This window comes from Luteimonas sp. Soil_C_16 (genome assembly GCF_057657295.1).
Window position 1 is genome coordinate 177,240 of record NZ_JBDGIS010000003.1, and the last position, 18,205, is coordinate 195,444.

Annotated in this window: 15 protein-coding genes and 1 tRNA gene; 11 read left to right on the plus strand and 5 right to left on the minus strand. The window is 68.6% G+C overall.

Annotated features, from left to right (window positions below):
* Positions 1–310 precede the first annotated feature (310 nt).
* From rplU to cgtA, 3 genes are all read left to right on the plus strand, one after another.
* Positions 311–631: a 50S ribosomal protein L21 gene (gene rplU / locus AC3A5T_RS07180; RefSeq protein ID WP_332076797.1), complete on the plus strand. Its 321-nt coding sequence runs from the start codon at positions 311–313 to the stop codon at positions 629–631.
* A gap of 12 nt (positions 632–643) precedes the next feature.
* The gene (gene rpmA, locus AC3A5T_RS07185) at positions 644–904 is read left to right on the plus strand and encodes a 50S ribosomal protein L27 (protein WP_332076798.1); all 261 of its coding nucleotides are present in this window, start codon (positions 644–646) and stop codon (positions 902–904) included.
* A 215-nt stretch (positions 905–1,119) separates the two neighbouring features.
* A complete protein-coding gene (gene cgtA, locus AC3A5T_RS07190; protein WP_332076799.1) occupies positions 1,120–2,160 on the plus strand; it encodes an Obg family GTPase CgtA in 1,041 nt (346 codons plus the stop codon).
* Positions 2,161–2,705: 545 nt separating this feature from the next.
* Here the strand turns inward: cgtA and rpsT are convergent.
* Positions 2,706–2,978 (minus strand): 30S ribosomal protein S20, encoded by a 273-nt coding sequence (gene rpsT, locus AC3A5T_RS07195; protein WP_232136107.1) that lies wholly within the window; start codon positions 2,976–2,978, stop codon positions 2,706–2,708.
* Between the two features lie 179 nt (positions 2,979–3,157).
* On the opposite strand from rpsT, the gene murJ reads away from it, so the two are divergent.
* The 6 genes from murJ (at position 3,158) to AC3A5T_RS07225 (ending at position 10,497) form a co-directional block, all read left to right on the plus strand.
* Positions 3,158–4,702 (plus strand): murein biosynthesis integral membrane protein MurJ, encoded by a 1,545-nt coding sequence (murJ, locus tag AC3A5T_RS07200; protein WP_487628192.1) that lies wholly within the window; start codon positions 3,158–3,160, stop codon positions 4,700–4,702.
* Positions 4,703–4,810: 108 nt separating this feature from the next.
* Positions 4,811–5,782 carry a bifunctional riboflavin kinase/FAD synthetase gene (locus AC3A5T_RS07205; protein ID WP_487627983.1) on the plus strand — a complete coding sequence of 324 codons (972 nt, stop codon included), beginning with the start codon at positions 4,811–4,813 and terminating at the stop codon, positions 5,780–5,782.
* Between the two features lie 65 nt (positions 5,783–5,847).
* Positions 5,848–8,664, plus strand: coding sequence for an isoleucine--tRNA ligase (gene ileS, locus AC3A5T_RS07210; protein ID WP_487628193.1), 2,817 nt, complete (start codon positions 5,848–5,850; stop codon positions 8,662–8,664).
* Positions 8,664–9,155 (plus strand): signal peptidase II, encoded by a 492-nt coding sequence (lspA, locus tag AC3A5T_RS07215; RefSeq protein ID WP_487627984.1) that lies wholly within the window; start codon positions 8,664–8,666, stop codon positions 9,153–9,155. The genes ileS and lspA overlap by 1 nt, the downstream gene beginning before the upstream one ends.
* A gap of 279 nt (positions 9,156–9,434) precedes the next feature.
* On the plus strand, positions 9,435–10,385 hold the full coding sequence (gene ispH, locus AC3A5T_RS07220) for a 4-hydroxy-3-methylbut-2-enyl diphosphate reductase (RefSeq protein WP_332076802.1): 951 nt from the start codon (positions 9,435–9,437) through the stop codon (positions 10,383–10,385).
* A gap of 36 nt (positions 10,386–10,421) precedes the next feature.
* Positions 10,422–10,497 (plus strand) — tRNA-Thr (locus AC3A5T_RS07225).
* A 63-nt stretch (positions 10,498–10,560) separates the two neighbouring features.
* Here AC3A5T_RS07225 and AC3A5T_RS07230 read toward each other — a convergent pair.
* Positions 10,561–11,616 carry a diguanylate cyclase gene (locus AC3A5T_RS07230; RefSeq protein ID WP_487627985.1) on the minus strand — a complete coding sequence of 352 codons (1,056 nt, stop codon included), beginning with the start codon at positions 11,614–11,616 and terminating at the stop codon, positions 10,561–10,563.
* Between the two features lie 214 nt (positions 11,617–11,830).
* Here AC3A5T_RS07230 and radA point away from each other — a divergent pair, with 214 nt between their 5' ends.
* Complete coding sequence (gene radA / locus AC3A5T_RS07235) at positions 11,831–13,219, plus strand: DNA repair protein RadA (protein WP_487627986.1); 1,389 nt, start codon at positions 11,831–11,833, stop codon at positions 13,217–13,219.
* Positions 13,220–13,245: 26 nt separating this feature from the next.
* Positions 13,246–13,821, plus strand: a complete 576-nt coding sequence (locus AC3A5T_RS07240; protein ID WP_487627987.1) for a hypothetical protein — start codon at positions 13,246–13,248, stop codon at positions 13,819–13,821.
* Positions 13,822–13,907: 86 nt separating this feature from the next.
* On the opposite strand, the gene AC3A5T_RS07245 is transcribed toward AC3A5T_RS07240, so the two are convergent.
* From AC3A5T_RS07245 to AC3A5T_RS07255, 3 genes are read right to left on the minus strand one after another with little or no spacing between them, the layout of a single operon-like run.
* Positions 13,908–15,482: a DHA2 family efflux MFS transporter permease subunit gene (locus AC3A5T_RS07245; protein WP_332076806.1), complete on the minus strand. Its 1,575-nt coding sequence runs from the start codon at positions 15,480–15,482 to the stop codon at positions 13,908–13,910.
* Positions 15,483–15,504: 22 nt separating this feature from the next.
* Positions 15,505–16,704, minus strand: a complete 1,200-nt coding sequence (locus AC3A5T_RS07250; RefSeq protein WP_487627988.1) for an EmrA/EmrK family multidrug efflux transporter periplasmic adaptor subunit — start codon at positions 16,702–16,704, stop codon at positions 15,505–15,507.
* On the minus strand, positions 16,701–18,203 hold the full coding sequence (locus AC3A5T_RS07255; RefSeq protein WP_487627989.1) for an efflux transporter outer membrane subunit: 1,503 nt from the start codon (positions 18,201–18,203) through the stop codon (positions 16,701–16,703). Before AC3A5T_RS07255 ends, AC3A5T_RS07250 begins: the two co-directional genes overlap by 4 nt.
* Between the last annotated feature and the right edge of the window lie 2 nt (positions 18,204–18,205).

Below are 18,205 nucleotides of genomic sequence, written 5' to 3' on the forward strand. Positions count from 1 at the left end.
GACCCGCACTGCGGCACACGGGGCGCGCGGCGCGGGGCAATCAATCAGACTAGCGAGCCCGACAGATGGGGGCAAACTCCGGATGGACCAGTCTGCGGGCGGGCCGTCGCAGGATCTGCGAATGGCGCCCGTTCATCGCCGCGGGCGGATCGGGAGCGGGAAACGGCCCCTCCGGGCCGGATCGGGGCCGGCTGCGTGGCGACGCCGGGGCGCGGGTTGACCGCAAGTCACTGATCCCATTAAAATCCCGCTCCTGTCCGCCCTCGATGGCGGCAGGTGAGACCACAATAACTACAGAGGAAGTCTGGTCATGAGTTATGCAGTCCTCGTCACGGGCGGTAAGCAGTACCGCGTGATGGCAGGTGAAACCCTCCGCGTCGAGAAGCTCGAAGGCGACGTGGGTAGCGAGATCAAGTTCGACAATATCCTGCTGCTGGGCGACGGTGATGGCGTGAAGCTGGGCGACGCGCTGAAGGGCGCGACGGTTGCCGCGACGATCAAGTCGCACGGCCGCGCCGACAAGATCCGCATCATCAAGTTCCGCCGCCGCAAGCACCACATGAAGCAGCAGGGACATCGTCAGCACTACACCGAAATCGAGATCACCGGCATTGCCGGTGGCAGCAAGTAAGGAGCAGCAGGCATGGCACACAAAAAGGGCGTAGGTTCTTCGCGCAACGGCCGCGACTCCAACCCGAAGTATCTCGGCGTCAAGATCTACGGTGGCCAGGCCATCGAAGCCGGCAACATCATCGTGCGTCAGCGCGGCACCCAGTTCCATCCGGGCGCAGGCGTCGGCCTCGGCCGTGACCACACGCTGTTCGCGCTGGTCGACGGCACGGTCAACTTCGGCACCAAGGGTCCGAAGAACCGCCGCACCGTCAGCGTGCTCGCCGAGGCCTGAGCCTCCCGCGACGCGTGACACCGGAAAGCCCCGCTTCGGCGGGGTTTTTCGTTGATGGCCGCCGCGCGGTGGCCATCGGTTCTCCGCCCGTGCGCCCGTGATGCGATGCATCGCGATCCGGCGCCTCGGGTAAGCTGGCCGGCGATGTGCGTGGTATCTGCCGCGCATCCCGGGCCTGCATTCCTCTTTCCGTTCCGCTCTACCGGTTGCCTGTCATGAAGCTCGTCGACGAAGTCGAAATCACTGTCACCGCCGGCAATGGCGGCAATGGCTGCGTCGGATTCCGGCGCGAGAAGTTCATTCCGCTCGGCGGTCCGGACGGCGGCGACGGCGGCAACGGCGGCAGCGTGCTGATCGTCAGCGACGAGAACCTCAATACCCTGGTCGACTTCCGTCACCAGACGATGTTCCGCGCCGGTCGCGGCGAGAACGGCATGGGCCGGCAGATGTACGGCAAGGGCGGCGACGACAAGGTCATCGTCGTGCCGGTGGGCACGGTGGTGCACAACGTCATGACCGACGAGGTGATCGGCGATCTGACTGAGCACGGCCAGAGCCTGCTGGTCGCGCGCGGCGGGCAGGGCGGTCTGGGCAACATGCACTTCAAGAGCTCGACCAACCGCTCGCCGCGGCAGTCGACGCCGGGCGAGCCGGGCGAAGAGCGCACTCTGCGCCTGGAACTCAAGCTGCTGGCCGACATCGGCCTGCTGGGCTTCCCGAACGCCGGCAAGAGCACGCTGATCCGTGCGGTGTCGGCGGCGACGCCGAAGGTGGCGGACTATCCGTTCACCACGCTGTATCCGAATCTCGGCGTCGTCAGCGTCGAACCTGCGCGTAGCTTCGTCATCGCCGACATTCCGGGCCTGATCGAAGGTGCGGCCGACGGCGCTGGCCTCGGTGCGCTGTTCCTGCGCCACATCCAGCGCACCCGCGTGCTGCTGCATCTGGTGGAGATCGCGCCGCTCGACGGCACCGATGCCGTCGACCAGGTGCGCGCGATCGAGCGCGAGCTCGAGAAGTTCGATGCCGCGCTGCTCGACAAGCCGCGCTGGCTGCTGATCAACAAGGCCGACACGCTGCTGCCGGAAGAGGCCGAATCGGAGGCCGCGCGCATCATCGATGCGCTCGGCTGGACCGCGCCGTGGTTCCTGATCTCGGGTCTCGCCCACGACGGCACCCGCGAAGTCATGCTGAAGCTGCAGGCCACCCTCGACGACATGGATCGCGAGGCACGCGAGGCCGCGGACGCCGTCTGAGGCGCGCAGGCAGCGAGATTGCGCTGCCCGGTCTCGCGACACCGGTTCTGATCGCGTCGCGCCTGCGTATGGGGCGCTTCGTTAACGGTGTCAGCGCGGCACGCACTCGACCGCGTCGACGTCCCTGGTCAGGCCGGTCGACTGCGAATGGCGCGCTTCAGCCATGCGCGCGGTCGCGCTTCGGCGCGCGACGAACGTCTTCGCATCGCGCTGACGACGTATCTGCTGACTGATGCGTACAGTGCGTTGGCTATGCGGTAGGCGAGGGCGCCCGCGCGACATGGGGCGTGCGGTCCCGGCACGGCGTTCGTGTCGACGCCGCAGTGATGCAGGCCGTACGCGTCGAAAGTCGGCTGCTGGCGCACGTGCGCATGTCCGGCGATCCTCGCTTGGCCCCCGGCAACGCAGCGCAGATCCGCCCGTCATCGCGCGGTGCCGCGTTCGCGTCGCACGCAATGCCGGATCGGCCTGGGAGCGGCCCAATAAAAAACCCGGCCGAAGGCCGGGTTCTTCTCGCATCGACCGCCGAAGCGGCCGGGCAGGGATCAGGCAGCGGCCTTGATCGCCTTGATGCGTGCGGTCAGACGGCTCTTGTGACGAGCTGCCTTGTTCTTGTGGATCAGACCGCGCGAGCTGAAACGGTCGAGGATCGGCTGGGCGACGTTGAACGCCTCCTGTGCGCCGGTGGCGTCGTTGGATTCGAGCGCCTTGAGCACTTTCTTGACGGCGGTGCGGAGCTGCGAGCGCTGGGCGGAGTTGCGCGCATTGCGCACGACGGTCTGCTTGGCGCGCTTCTTGGCGGACTTGATGTTTGCCACGATGGATTCCTGGAAGCTGGACGTGTGAAAATCCGGCTTGGCCGGACGAACTGGAAATTTGAGCAGGAAATTATGGGTCTTTCAGATACTTGCGTCAACCGGCCCGGCCTGAACGGCGCGATCTGGTGACGGCCCCCGATCCGGCGGCCGCCAGTCCGGCCCCGAAGAAGCGCGGCGGACTGCTGCGTTCGAGCGCGGTGTTCAGCGCGATGACCCTGATTTCGCGGATCGCCGGCTTCGCCCGCGACATGCTGCAGGCGACGCTGTTCGGTACCGGCGGCGCAATGAGTGCGTTCATTGTCGCCTATCGCATTCCGAATTTTCTGCGTCGCGTGTTCGCCGAAGGCTCGATGGCGATGGCCTTCGTGCCGGTGCTCAACGAGATCAAGGAGCGCGGAGACCGGGCCGCGCTGAAGTCCTTCATCGACCACATGGCCGGTGCACTGTGCGCGGTGGTGCTGGTGGTGTGTGCACTGGGCATGTTGCTGGCGCCGGTGATCGCCCGGCTGTTCGCGCCGGGCTGGGCGGACCAGCCGGAGCTGCTGGGCCAGACCGCGCAGATGCTGCGCATCACGTTTCCGTATCTGCTCTTCATCTCGCTGATGTCGTTGTCGGCGTCGATCCTCAACAGCCACGGCAGATTCGCGCTGCCGGCGTTCACCCCGGTGCTGCACAACCTGACGATGATCGCCGCGATGCTGTGGCTGGCGCCGCGCTTCGCACTGCCGCCGCAGGGGCTCGCCTGGGGCGTGCTGATCGCCGGTTTCCTGCAGCTCGCGCTGCTGTGGCCTGCGCTCGGCCGGCTCGGTCTGCGCCCGCGCTTCCGTCCGGGATTCGCGCATCCCGATGTACGCAAGGTCGGCCGGCTGATGCTGCCGACGCTGTTCTCCTCGTCGGTGGCCCAGGTCAATCTGATCGTCGGCACCGCATTCGCGTCGCTGCTGGCGGCGGGCAGTGTGGATTGGCTGTACTACTCGGATCGCCTGATCGAATTTCCGCTGGGGCTGTTCGGCGTCGCGCTGGGCACGGTGATCCTGCCGCATCTGTCGCGCCGCCATGCGGCCGAGGATGCGCAGGGCTACAACCAGTCGCTGGACTGGGGCCTGCGCATGGCGCTGCTGGCCGGGGTGCCGGCGGGGCTGGGCCTGCTGCTGCTGGCCGAGCCGATCACCGCGACGGTCTACAACTACGGCGCGTTCGGCGCCGACGACACGCGCATGGCGGCGATAAGCCTCACCGCGATGAGCCTGGGCGTGCCGGCCTTCATGCTCAGCAAGGTGCTGGCGCCCGCGTTCTACGCGCGACAGGACACGAAGACGCCGATGCGTGCGGCAATCTGGACGGTCGCCGCGAACGTGGCGCTGACGATCGCGCTGACCACGCCGCTGTGGCTCTACGACGTACCCGGTGCGCATGGCGGCATCGCGCTGGCAACGGCGCTGGCCGGCGTGGTCAATGCGGCGCTGCTGTGGCGGTATCTCCGCCAGCGCGGGATCTTCACGCCGGAGCCGGGCTGGGCGACCTACGCGCTGCGCCTGACCTGTGCCTGCGCGGCGATGGCGCTCGTCGTGCTGGGCCTGCGGTTCTGGATCGGCGCCTGGACCGACATCCACGGCGCGCTTCACCGCATCGGCTGGCTGGTGCTGGTGATCGGGGCAGGCGGAGCGACCTATGCGGTCGCGATGGTCGCGCTGGGGTTGCGTCCGCGACACCTGCGCCACTGACCACCGCCCGAACGGCCGGCTGAACCCGAGTAGAGCCGGGTGGCGGCTATACTTGGCGGTCACTTTTTCCGCGGGCGTGCACTGGTGCGCCCGCCGCAACGGACCCACATGAGCAGGCTGTTCCGCGACATCGCCGGCGGGCCCCTCTGTGCCGACGGCAGCGTGGTCTGCATCGGCGCGTTCGACGGGCTGCATCTCGGACACCAGGCGCTGGTGCGTCACGCGGTCGCGCGGGCGCAGCTGCTGGGCGTCGACGCTGCCGCACTGAGTTTCGAGCCGTTGCCGCGCGAGTTCTTCGCCGCCGCATCGCCGCCGCCGCGGCTGGGGCCTGTGCGCGCGAAGTTCGAAGGCCTGCGGGGTCTCGGTGCCGACGTGGTCGGTCTGTTGCGCTTCGACGCGCGCATGGCGGCGATGTCGCCCGAGGCCTTCGTCGAGGCCGTGCTCGTGCAGCGGCTGCGCGCGCGCGAAGTCTGGGTCGGCCCGGGTTTCCGTTTCGGCCACAAACGCGCCGGCGATCTGGCGACGCTGCAGGCCCTGGGCCGCGAGGCGGGCTTCATCGCCGGCGAGATCGAGCCGCTGGTCGTCGATGGCGAACGCGTGTCGAGCACCCACATCCGCAGCGCGCTGGTGGCGGGTGATTTCGAACACGCCGCGCGTCTGCTCGGACGGCCGTACGCGGTGTCCGGACGCGTGGTGCGCGGCCAGCAGCTCGGCCGCACGCTCGGCTATCCGACCGCGAACCTGCGCTTCGGCGGCAAGGTGCCGGCGCTGCGCGGCATCTACGCCACGCGCGTGCACGGCATCGGCGATGCACCGTGGCCGTCGGTGTCGAGCTTCGGCACGCGGCCGACGGTCGGCGGTGTCGAGCCGCTGCTCGAAGCGCATCTGTTCGATTTCGACGGCGATCTCTACGGCCGCCGCATCGAAGTGGAATTCGTCGCGCGCCTGCGCGACGAGGAAAAGTTCGACGACCTGCCGAGTCTGGTCGCGCAGATGGATCTCGACGCCGCACAGGCGCGGGCCGTCCTCGCCGCACCGCCTTCCCCACGACACGAAACGCAACGACAGGACTTCGCGTGAGCGCAGACGCCAGCAACTCCAATCCCTACAAGTCGACGATCCACCTGCCGGCGACCGACTTTCCGATGCGCGGCGATCTGCCCAAGCGCGAGCCGGCGATGCTTGCGCGCTGGGAAGACGAGGGCCTGTACGCGCAGCTGCGCGAACACGCGCGCGGACGTCCGCAGTTCGTGCTGCACGACGGCCCGCCGTATGCGAACGGTTCGATCCACCTCGGCCACGCGGTCAACAAGATCCTCAAGGACATCATCGTCAAGTCGAAGGGCATGGCGGGTTTCGATGCGCCCTACATCCCGGGCTGGGATTGCCACGGCCTGCCGATCGAGATCGCGATCGAGAAGAAGTGGGGCAAGGTCGGCGTCAAGCTCGATGCGGTGGAGTTCCGGCAGAAGTGCCGCGAATACGCCAATGAGCAGATCGACATCCAGCGTCGCGACTTCAAGCGCCTTGGTGTGCTCGGCGACTGGGACAACCCGTACCGCACGCTCGATTTCCGCTTCGAGGCCGACGAGATGCGCGCGCTGGCCAAGGTCGTCGACAACGGCCATCTGACCCGCGGCGTGAAGCCGGTGCACTGGTGCTTCGACTGCGGCTCGGCCTTGGCCGAAGCGGAGATCGAATACGCGGACAAAGTCTCGCCTGCGGTCGACGTCGCCTACGTCGCGCGCGACTCGGCCGCGTTCGCGCATGCCTTCGGCGCGACGCTGCCGGCCGATGTCGATGTGGCGTTGCCGATCTGGACCACCACGCCATGGACGCTGCCGGCATCGCTCGCCGTGTCGCTGGGCGCCGATCTCGAATACGCGCTGGTGGAAGGTCCGCTTGCGCAAGACGGTCGCCGTCGCTGGCTGGTGCTGGCCGATGCATTGGCCGAGCGCGCGCTGCGCCGCTACGGCGTCGAAGGCGACGTGGTCGTGCACGGTCGCGTCGCCGGCAGCGCGCTCGAGCACCTGGTGCTCGCGCATCCGTTCTATGCCGAGCGCGACATCCCGGTGATCCTCGGCGACCACGTGTCGGCCGAAGACGGCACCGGCGCCGTGCACACCGCGCCCGGCCACGGTCAGGAGGACTACGTCGTCGGCAAGGCCTACGGCCTGCTCGACCGCTACACCGCGGCCCAGCTCAATCCGGTCGATGGTCGCGGCGTCTATCTGCCGTCGACGCCGCCGATCGGCGACACCGTGCTCGCGGGTCTGCACATCTGGAAGGCCAACGACGTCATCGTCGATGCGCTGCGCGCGCAGGGCAGTCTGCTCGCGTTCGCGAAGCTCGAGCACAGCTATCCGCATTGCTGGCGCCACAAGACGCCCATCGCGTTCCGCGCGACGCCGCAGTGGTTCATCTCGATGTCGCAGGCCAACCTGCGCAACGATGCGCTGGCCGCGATCAAGAACGTGACCTGGTATCCCGAATGGGGCCAGGCGCGCATCGCCGGCATGGTCGAAGGCCGTCCGGACTGGACGATCTCGCGCCAGCGCACCTGGGGTGTGCCGATCGCGCTGTTCGTGCATCGCGAAACCGGCGAACCGCATCCGCGCAGCACCGAGCTGATGCGTCTGGTCGCCGATCGCGTGGAAGAACACGGCGTCGACATTTGGTACACGCTCGACGCCGGGGAACTGCTCGGCGACGACGCGGCCCACTACGACAGGATCACCGACATTCTCGATGTCTGGTTCGATTCCGGCGTGACCCACGAAGGCGTGCTGCTGGCGCGTGGCTACCAGAAGCCGGCCGACCTGTATCTCGAAGGCTCCGACCAGCATCGCGGCTGGTTCCAGTCTTCGCTGCTGACCGGCGTGGCGATCGACAAGGCCGCCCCGTACCGGCAGTGCCTGACGCACGGGTTCACCGTCGACGAGCACGGCCGCAAGATGTCGAAGTCGCTCGGCAACGGTATCGAGCCGCAGGACATCATGAAAACGCTGGGCGCCGACATTCTGCGCCTGTGGATCGCCTCGGCCGACTACAGCAACGAGATGTCGCTGTCGCAGGAAATCCTCAAGCGCACCGCCGACGCGTATCGCCGCATCCGCAACACCGCGCGCTTCCTGCTCGGCAATCTGGCCGGCTTCGAGCCGGCGCGTGATCGCGTCGCGCCGCAGGACATGATCGCGCTGGACCGCTGGATCGTGCATCGCGCGGCCCAGCTGCAGGCGCGCATCGAAGACGCCTACGCGCGCTACGACTTCGCCGAGATCGTGCAGGCGCTGTCGAACTTCTGCAGCGTCGATCTGGGTTCGCTGTATCTCGACGTCACGAAGGATCGTCTCTACACGATGCCCGAGCATTCGGTCGGCCGCCGCAGCGCGCAGACCGCGATGTACCACATCGCCGAAGCGTTCACGCGCTGGATCGCGCCGGTGCTGAGCTTCACCGCGGACGAGTTGTGGAGCCACCTGCCGGCGCCGGCGGACGGCACGCGCGAAGCCAACGTGCAGTTCGCGACCTGGTACACCGGTCTGCAGGAACTCGGCAGCGATGCCGACTGGTCGGCGCAGGATTTCGATCGCGTGCTGGACCTGCGCGAGCGCGTGGCCAAGGTGCTCGAACCGATGCGCGCCAGCGGCGAGATCGGTGCGGCGCTCGATGCCGAGATCGAACTGCGCTGCAATGTGGCGGACACGCACTGGCTGTCGCCGGTCGTCGACGAACTGCGCTTCCTGCTGATCAGTGGTGACGTGACGATCGTCGACGACGCGGCGGCGACCGCGATCGGTGTGACCGCGCGCGCGACGACTAAGCCCAAGTGCGTGCGCTGCTGGCAGCGTCGCGACGACGTCGGTGCGCACGCCGGGCACGCCGAGCTGTGCGGCCGCTGCGTGGAGAACATCGCGACCGATGGCCGCGACGGGCAGGGCGAAATCCGGAGGTGGTTCTGATGGCCAAGGTGACCCCCAACGCGCTGCCGTGGCTGGTGCTGTCGGCCGTGGTGATCGTGCTCGACCAGCTGACCAAGTACTGGGTGCTGACCTCGCTGCCCGAGTACACCGCCATTCCGGTCATCGACGGCTTCTGGAACTGGTACCGCACCTACAACACCGGCGCGGCGTTCAGCTTCCTGGCGAACGCGGGCGGCTGGCAGAAGTGGTTCTTCACGATCCTCGCGATCGGCATCTGCGGGATGCTCGGCTGGTGGCTGGCCAAGACCCCGCGCCGCGACTGGCGCACCGCGCTGCCGTTCGCGCTGGTGATCGGCGGCGCGCTGGGCAATGTGATCGACCGGCAGATCCACGGCCACGTCGTCGATTTCATCCAGTGGCACTGGCAGGAGCATTACTGGCCGGCCTTCAACCTCGCCGATGCCGCCATCGTGGGTGGTGCGATCGGGATCGCGTTGTTCGGGTTTTTCCCGGTGAAGAAAGCGAAGTAGGCCGCCACAGCCGCTGATCCAGCACCTCTCCCTCCGGGAGAGAGCTTGCCCCGGACTCGATCCGGGGTCGACGCGCAAAGCGCGCCGGGTGAGGGAAGGGCTCCCGCGGAGATTCTTTGAGATCCTGAACACATCCAAGGCTCATAAGCAGCATCTCCGCGGCGTCGCCCTCACCCCGTCCCCCTCTCCCCAAGGGAGACAGCGTACGTGCCACGCGGGAGACACTTCGTCATGCCCGTTGCCGCTTCATTCCAGCAGCCTTCGGTAAACTACGGTTCTATGGACATCGTCCTCGCCAACCCCCGCGGCTTCTGTGCCGGCGTCGATCGCGCGATCGAGATCGTCAAGCGTGCGATCGAGACCCTCGGCGCGCCGATCTACGTGCGCCATGAAGTCGTGCACAACCGCTTCGTCGTCGAAGACCTCAAGCGCCGCGGCGCGATCTTCGTCGAGGAGCTCGACGAAGTGCCCGATGGCGTGACCGTGATCTTCAGCGCGCACGGCGTGTCGCAGGCCGTCCGCGAAGAAGCCGCGCGTCGCGGCCTCAAGGTGTTCGACGCCACGTGCCCGCTCGTGACCAAGGTCCACTTCGAAGTCGCCCGTCACTGCCGCGCCGGTCGCGACGTGATCCTGATCGGCCACGAAGGCCACCCGGAAGTCGAAGGCACGATGGGCCAATGGCGCGCGGAAGCGGGCACCGGCTCGATCTATCTGGTCGAGGACGAGGCCGACGTTGCCGCGCTGGTCGTCGGCCAGCCGGAGAACCTCGCCTACACCACGCAGACCACGCTGTCGGTCGACGACACCCGCGGCGTCATCGCGGCGCTGCGCGAGAAGTTTCCGGTGCTGCAGGGGCCGAAGAACGACGACATCTGCTATGCCACGCAGAACCGCCAGGACGCCGTGCGCGACCTCGCGCGCGAATGCGATCTGGTGCTGGTCGTCGGCTCGCCGAACAGCTCCAACTCCAACCGCCTGCGCGAGCTCGCCGAGCGCGACGGCGTGGAGGCGTATCTGATCGACGGCGCCGAAGAGATCGATCCGCGCTGGGTCGAAGGTCGCCGCCACATCGGCGTGACCGCGGGCGCCTCGGCGCCGGACATCCTCGTCCAGGGCGTGCTCGACCGCCTGCGCGAACTCGGCGCGGATGGTCTGCGCGAGTTGTCCGGCGAGCCGGAGAACATGGTCTTCGCCCTGCCCAAGGAACTGCGCCTGCAACTGGTCGATTGACCGCAGGCGCCGCGCTCCCTAGAATTCGCGTCCCAAGCCGGAATAGCTCAGTTGGTAGAGCGGCGCATTCGTAATGCGTAGGTCGTAGGTTCGATTCCTATTTCCGGCACCAGGTTCACGAAAAAGGCGACCTCCGGGTCGCCTTTTTCGTGCGCGTTTCGGGCTGCCCGGGCGCTCAGCCGACTTCGACGCGATCGCGGCCCGCTGCCTTGGCGCGGTACAGCGCGGCGTCGGCGTCGCGGATCCAGTCGGCGAGCGTCGCCTGGCCGCTGCGGGTTTCGGCCAGGCCCACGCTGACCGTGCACGTCAGGCCGGGCTCGGCTTCGAACGTCAGAGTGGAGACGCCGATGCGCACGCGCTCGGCGATCACGATCGCGAGTTCGCGGTCGGCGGAGGTCAGCAGCAGCGCGAATTCGTCGCCGCCGAAGCGCGCGGGCACGTCGTCGCCGGTCGCGACGTCGCGCAGCACGTCGCCCACGCGTCGCACCACCACGTCGCCCATGCCGTGGCCGTAGCGGTCGTTGGTGGTCTTGAACTGGTCGATATCGATCAGCAGCAGCGCCGCACGGCGCCCGCTGCGCTGGAACAGCTTGAACGCATGCGCGGCGCGCGCGTCGAAGTGGCGACGGTTCGGCAGGTCGCTGGCGGCATCGGTGCGGGTGGCGCGTTCGAGTTCGCGGTTCTGGCGCGCGATGGTGCGGCCCAGCCGCCAAGTCACCACGCTCAGTGCGAACTGGTAGCCGAACATCAACGGCAGGCACGCGAACACGGTGCGCAGCGAGGTGTCCGGCGCGAACGGCCGGCCGAGCAGCAGCCAGACCAGCAGGAAGCCCGCGAGCAGTGCAGGCAGCGCGCGCGACAGCAGACGCCAGCCGCCGGCCGCGAACCGGTCGGCACTGAGCACGGTCAGCAGGATCGCCGACGGCAACAGGTTGACGCCCATGACCGCGATCCACACGCCACCCGCTGCGGCATCGACGACGAGGCTGCGGTATTCGACGGCCGCCGGATCGCGCGCGCGACGCGCGAGCAGCCAAGCGATCTGCGGCCAGACCAGCGCATTGAAGAGCAGCGCCGCCCAGGTCCACGCGGACGCGGCGGTTTCGTGCAGGACCGACGCGATCGGCACGGCGCAGAGCAGGGTGCCGAGCATGCGCATGCGGTGGATGCGGGTCACGAAGCGCAGCGCGGGGGTGCGCGAGCGATCGGCGATGTCGTCGTAGTAGGGCACCGGCGTGCGGGTTCGCAGAGTCGTGGGGACGTGCGCGGAAATTGTAGAGCGAACGTGAACGCGCGCGGCGGATTTCGTGACGTGCGCCGCAGCATGCATGACCTTCGGCCCATGCGCGGCGGTGGTCGGACATCGCCGCGCGCGGATGTGGGGTCTCCGATGCTGCGACGGGGCTCCGCTATGCTGCGGCGACTTCCGTTTTCGCAAACACGCAGTGGCCAAGAACGCTTCCAAAGCCCGCACCGCCTTCGTCTGCAACGAATGCGGCGCCGATTTCAACAAGTGGCAGGGCCAGTGCAGCGCCTGCGGCGCGTGGGATTCGATTTCCGAGATCGTGCTCGAAAGCGCGGCGGCCGCCAGTTCGCCAGCGTCGCGCCGCAGCGGCTGGGCCGGCAAGATCGATGCGCCCAGGGTCATGGCGCTCAAGGACGTGCAGCAGGGCGAAGACGTGCGCGTGTCGACCGGCATCGGCGAGTTCGATCGCGTGCTCGGCGGTGGTCTGGTCGAGGGCGCGGTGGTGCTGGTCGGCGGCGATCCGGGCATCGGCAAGTCGACGCTGCTGCTGCAGGCGCTGGCGCAGATGGCCGGCACACTGCCGGGCCTGTACGTCACCGGCGAGGAATCGCTGGCGCAGGTCGCGGGTCGCGCGGTGCGGCTCGGCCTGTCGCTCGATGGCCTGCATGCGCTGGCCGAGACCGGCATCGAGCGCATCCTGCAGCACGCATCGGAACTGCGCCCGAAGCTGATCATCGCCGACTCGATCCAGACGTTGTGGACCGAGTCGCTGACCGCCGCCCCGGGCTCGGTGAGCCAGGTGCGCGAGACCGCCGCGCGTCTGGTGCGCTACGCCAAGGAGACCGGCACCGCCGTGTTCCTGGTCGGCCACGTGACCAAGGAAGGCGGCATCGCTGGTCCGCGCGTGCTCGAGCACATGGTCGACGCGGTGCTGTACTTCGAGGGCGACAGCGGCAGCCGCTTCCGGGTCATGCGCGCGTTCAAGAACCGCTTCGGCGCGGTGAACGAGCTCGGCGTGTTCGCGATGGGCGATCGTGGCCTGAAGGAAGTGCCGAACCCCTCGGCGATCTTCCTGTCCGGCGGCAGCACGCCGCAGCCCGGCAGTTGCGTGATGGTGACGCGCGAAGGCACGCGTCCGTTGCTGGTCGAGGTGCAGGCGCTCGTGGACGCATCGCCGCTGTCGAATCCGCGCCGCGTCGCGGTGGGCATGGAGGGCAATCGCCTGGCGATGCTGCTGGCGGTGCTGCATCGCCACGGCGGCATCATGACCGGCGACCAGGATGTGTTCGTCAACGTCGTCGGCGGCATCCGCGTGCAGGAAACCGCGGCCGATCTGCCGGTGCTGCTGTCGGTGCTGTCGTCGCTGCGTGATGCGCCGCTGCCGGACAAGACCATCGCGTTCGGCGAAGTCGGATTGAGTGGCGAGATCCGCCCCGTGCCCAATGGCGAGGAGCGCCTGCGCGAAGCGGCAACGCATGGGTTCAAGCGCGCGATCGTCGCCAAAGCGAACGCGCCCAAGACCGGCAGCTTCAAGGGCATGGAGGTCATCGGCGTCGAGCGCCTGGCCGAGGCGCTGGAACACATCTGAAGCGGCGCGCCGGCTAACATCGGGCGATGCCCCGAAGGTCCCGTTCGACGACCGCTGCGCGCGTCGTCTCCATCGTGCTGCATCCGTTCCTCGTGCTCGCAGCGCTTGCGCTGCTGGCCGCCTGGCGCGTCGATCCGGCATCGCTCGCCCGCACCACGACAGGAATCGGCGTCGCCATCGCGATCGTGTCGCTCTTCATCTGGCAGCGCCGCCGCGGCGGCCATTGGCAGACGGTGGATGCGTCACGGCGGCAGGAACGACCATTGCTGTATGTCCTTGCGTTGCTGGTTGCCGGCGGCTACTGGCTGTGGATGGGCGGCCGCGCGTCGGCGACATCGAACGGCGTACTCGCTGCGGTCGCGATGCTGTGCGTCGCCGGCATCGCCAACCGCTGGATCAAGCTGTCGCTGCACATGGCGAGCCTGTCGTTCGCGGGCGTCGCCGCGTGGGCGCTGTGGCCGGCCGCGGCGATCGTCACGCTGGCCACGATCCCGCTGCTCGGATGGGCGCGTCTGAAGATGGCGCGGCACACGGTGCCTGAAGTGCTCGGCGGCATCGTGCTGGGTCTGCTCTCAGGTACGACGCTGCTCGCAGCGGGCTGACGACGCGGCGGGAGCGCGCTTGCGCGCGATGCGGCTTTCCCGGGGACCATCGCGCGCGAGCGGGCTCCCGCGTTCGCGCGTGGGGCTCAGTGTCCGCCCGACGCGGCGCCCCCCATCTTCGCCGCGAACGGCGGCTTCGCCATCCACACGAAGGCGATGACCACCAGGAACAGGATGCCGAGCAGGTGGAAGACCTCGTTGAAGCCGAGTTGCGCGGCCTGCTGGGCGATCATCTGGTCGAGCATCAAGGCGCCGCGCTGCACGTCGCCGTTGCCGAGTGCGGCGACGGTCTGCTGCATCGTCGGATCGTGCGCCGGGATGTGTTCGACCAGTTGTGCGTGATGCACCGTGGTGCGCTGGTTCCAGCCCCAGGTCGTCAATGACGCGGCGAAGCTGCCGCCGAGCGTGCGGCAGAACGTCGCCAGGCCCGAGCCCGCGGCGATTTCGTGCGGCTCCAGGTCCGACAGCAGGATCGTCAGCACCGGCATGAAGAACAGCGCCACGCCCAGGCCCTGCCACAGCTGCACGGTCGCCACGTGCTGGAAGTCGACGTCGAGGTTGAAGCCCGAGCGCAGGAAGCTGGTGAAGGCCATCACCATGAAGGCGAAACTGGCGAGAATGCGCAGGTCGAAGCGCGTCGCGTACTTGCCGACCAGTGGCGTCAGCAGCACCGGCAGGATGCCGATCGGCGCGGTCGCGAAGCCGGCCCAGATCGGCGTGTAACCGAGGTTGCGCTGCAGCCATAGCGGGACCAGCAGGCCGACGGCGAAGAACGCCGCATAGCCGAGCACCATCGCGATCGTGCCGAAGGCGAAATTGCGGTGCCGGAACAGGCGCAGATTGACGATCGGATCCTTTTCGGTGAGTTCCCAGATCAGGAACACCGCCAGACCGATCACCGCGGTGATGCCGAGCCACACGATCTTCGTCGATTCGAACCAGTCTTCCTCGTTGCCGAGGTCGAGCAGGGTCTGCAGCGCGCCGACACCGATGATCAGCGTGATCAGCCCGACGTAATCCATCTTCGGCGTTTCGAGCTTCTCCGGCCGGCCGCGCAGCTGGTTGGCGACGACGAGACTGGCGAAGATGCCGATCGGCACGTTGATGAAGAAGATCCATTCCCAGCTGTAGTTGTCGGTGATCCAGCCGCCGAGGATCGGTCCGCAGATCGGCGCGACCACGGTGACCATCGCGAGCAACGCGATGGCCTGCCCGCGTTTGGCGGGCGGGTAGATCGAGATCAGCAGCGCCTGGGTCACCGGATACATCGGGCCGGCGACGAAGCCCTGGATCGCGCGCGCGGCGACCAGGAATCCCATGCTCGATGCGAGGCCGCACAGCAGCGAGGCGACCACGAAGGCGAACGTCGCCCAGATGAAGAGTTTGCGTTCGCCGAACCGGCGGGTCATGTAGCCGGTCAACGGCAGCGCGATCGCATTGCTGACCGCGAACGAGGTGATCACCCACGTCGCCTGGTTGGAACTCGCGCCGAGGTTGCCGGCGATCGTCGGCAGCGAGACGTTGGCGATCGTGATGTCGAGCACCTGCATGAACGACGCCAGCGCGAGGCCGATCGTCGTCAGCGCGAGATTCGGCGGACGGAACGCGGATGGCGCGGCCGGGGCAGGGGCCCCGGGCGCGTCGGCGGTGGTCGTGGACATGGCGGCCTCGGCGGGCGACGGATCAGCGACGGGCGACGGTGGTCGCCGGCAGGTTCTGCGCGATGGTGCGTTCGATCAACTCATCGGCCTGCTTCAGCTGCTCGGCATAGGCATCGGTCGCCAGCAGCGGCGTGTTGCGCGGGGCGTCGACCGAGGCCAGCACGGCGCCGTCCTGGTCGCGGATGGCGACATCGACGTGCATCGACAGGCCGAGCCGCAGCGGATGCTCGACGACCTGCTTCGGGTCGAGTTCGATCCGCACCGGTACGCGCTGCACGATCTTGATCCAGTTGCCGCTGGCGTTCTGCGCCGGCAGCAGCGAGAACGCACTGCCGGTGCCCATGCCGAGACTCGCGACGCGACCGTCGTAGCGCACGTCGCTGCCGTAGAGATCGGCGTGCACTTCGACGGGCTGGCCGATGCGCATCTTCGTCAGCTGGGTTTCCTTGAAGTTGGCTTCGATCCACACCTGTTCCAGCGGCACGATCGTCATCAGCGTATTGCCCGGCGCCACGCGCTGGCCGAGCTGCACTTCGCGCTTGGCGACGTGGCCCGAGACCGGTGCGACGATCGCCATTCGCTGCAGGTTGAGCCACGCCTGGCGGAGCTGGCCGGCGGCCGCCTGCACCTGCGGCTGGCTGGCGATCTCGGTCGCGTCGACCAGCGCGCGGCTGCGCGAGAGCTGGCCCTGCGAACCCGACAGCGCCGCCTCCGCCCCGGCCAGGATGTCGCGTGCGTGCGCGAGTTCCTCGCGCGAGACCGCGCCGCTGGCGACGAGCCCTTCGCGACGCTTCACGTCCTCGCGCGCCTGGCGCACGGCGACCTGACGCGCGGCGAGATCGGCCTGGCCGGATTCGACGCTGCTGTAGAGCCCGCGCACCTGGCGCACGGTGCCGGCGAGGTTCGCGACCGACTGGTCGTAGGCGACCTGCGCATCGTTGGGATCCAGATGCACTAGCGCCTGGCCGGCTTCGACGCGCATGCCTTCGTCGGCATCGATCGACACCACCGTGCCCATCGTCTGCGGCACGATGCTGACGACATTGCCCTGCACGTAGGCATCGTCGGTGTCCTGGTGCCAGCGCGCGACCAGCAGGTACCACGCGGCCCAGCCGATGCCGGCGACGATGGCGACGGTGGCGAGGATCGCGAGCGCGCGGCGGCGCTTGCCGTTCTTCTGCGGTGCGGCGGCGTCGGCGACGGAAGTGGATTCGGAAGTCATGGCGTGATCGTCCCGGCGTGGGTCTGCATGGAAGAGGTGGGCGCGGTCGGCGCGAGGCCACCGCCGAGCGCGCGGTCGAGATCGACGGCGGCGCCGAGACGCTGCGCGCGTAGTGCGGCGAGCTGCTGTTCGAGCTGGAACAGCGGGCGTTGCGCGGCGAGCACGTCGAGCTGGTTGCCGAGGCCCGCCTGATAGCGCGTGTCGGCGAGTGCGAATGCCTGGCGCGCGGCTTCGGTGGCGTCGCCGACCGTCGCGATCTGCGCATCGAATGCGCGCGCAGACTGCAGCGCATCGGTCACTTCGCGCAGGCTCGTCACCAGCGTCTGGTTGTAACTGGCGACGGCGAGGTCGTAATCGGCATCACGTTGCGACAGGCCCGCGCGCAGGCGGCCGCCGTCGAAGATCGGCAGGCTGATCGCCGGACCGCCAAGGCCGAGCACCGCGTCGCTGCCGAACAGGTCCGACAGATTGCCGGCGGCGAGGCCGACCAGCGCGCTGAGATTGACGCTCGGCTTGAACGCGGCCTGCGCCGCATCCACGCCGCGCGACGCGGCCTCGACCCGCCAGCGGGCAGCGACGACATCGGCGCGATGGCCCAGCAGTTCGCTCGGCAGCACCTCCGGCACGGTCGGCGCGGCCGCCTGCAGCAGCTGCGGGCGTGCGATGTCGAGACCGCGGTCCGGGCCCTTGCCCAGCAGTGCGGCCAGCGCATTGCGCAGCGCGTCGATCTGCTGCTGCGCGGCCTGCGCCTGCTGGCGCGCGATGGCGATCGACGCATCGGCGTTGCGAAGCTGCAGCTGGTTGTCGAGACCGGCGTCGACGCGTTGCGCGGCGAGATCGCGCAGGCGGCTCGCGCGCGCCTGTTCGCGCGCGACGACGTCCTGCGTGTCGAAGGCCTGCGCCAGCGCGATGTAGGTGCGCGCGACGTTCGCCGACAGGGTGAGCCGCGCCGCCTGCGCCTCCACTTCCGCCGCGCGCGCCTGACCGGCCGCGGCTTCGAACGTGGCGCGCTGGCCGCCCCACAGATCGGGCGCCCAGGCGAAGTTCAACAGCAGCACGTTGCTGGCCTTGAAGTCGCCGCCGAGCGGTTCGGGCGCGATGGTCGCGGGCAACTGCACGCCGCTGACGCGCGCGCTGGCGCCGAGCGTCGGGTTGCGCTGCGCATCGGCGAGCCCGGCCTGCGCACGCGCACTGCGGGCGCGGGCATCGGCCGCAGCCAGCGACGGACTGTCGCGCAGGGCTTCGTCGATCAAGGCATCGAGCTGCGGATCGGCGAACGCGGTCCACCAGTCGGCCCGCGGGAAATCGGCCGCGCTCAGCGCGTCACCGCCGAGGCTGCGCGAGGTGGCGAGTGTGTCGGCATCGGTGGCCACCAGTTGCGGTGCGAGCCCGCGGCTGCTGGCGCAGCCGGCGAGCAGCAGCGCAGATGCGAGCACGGCGACGATCGGCAATGCGGCAGCCCGCGCCCGGCGCGGGGCGCGTGTCGTGGAAGAAGACATGG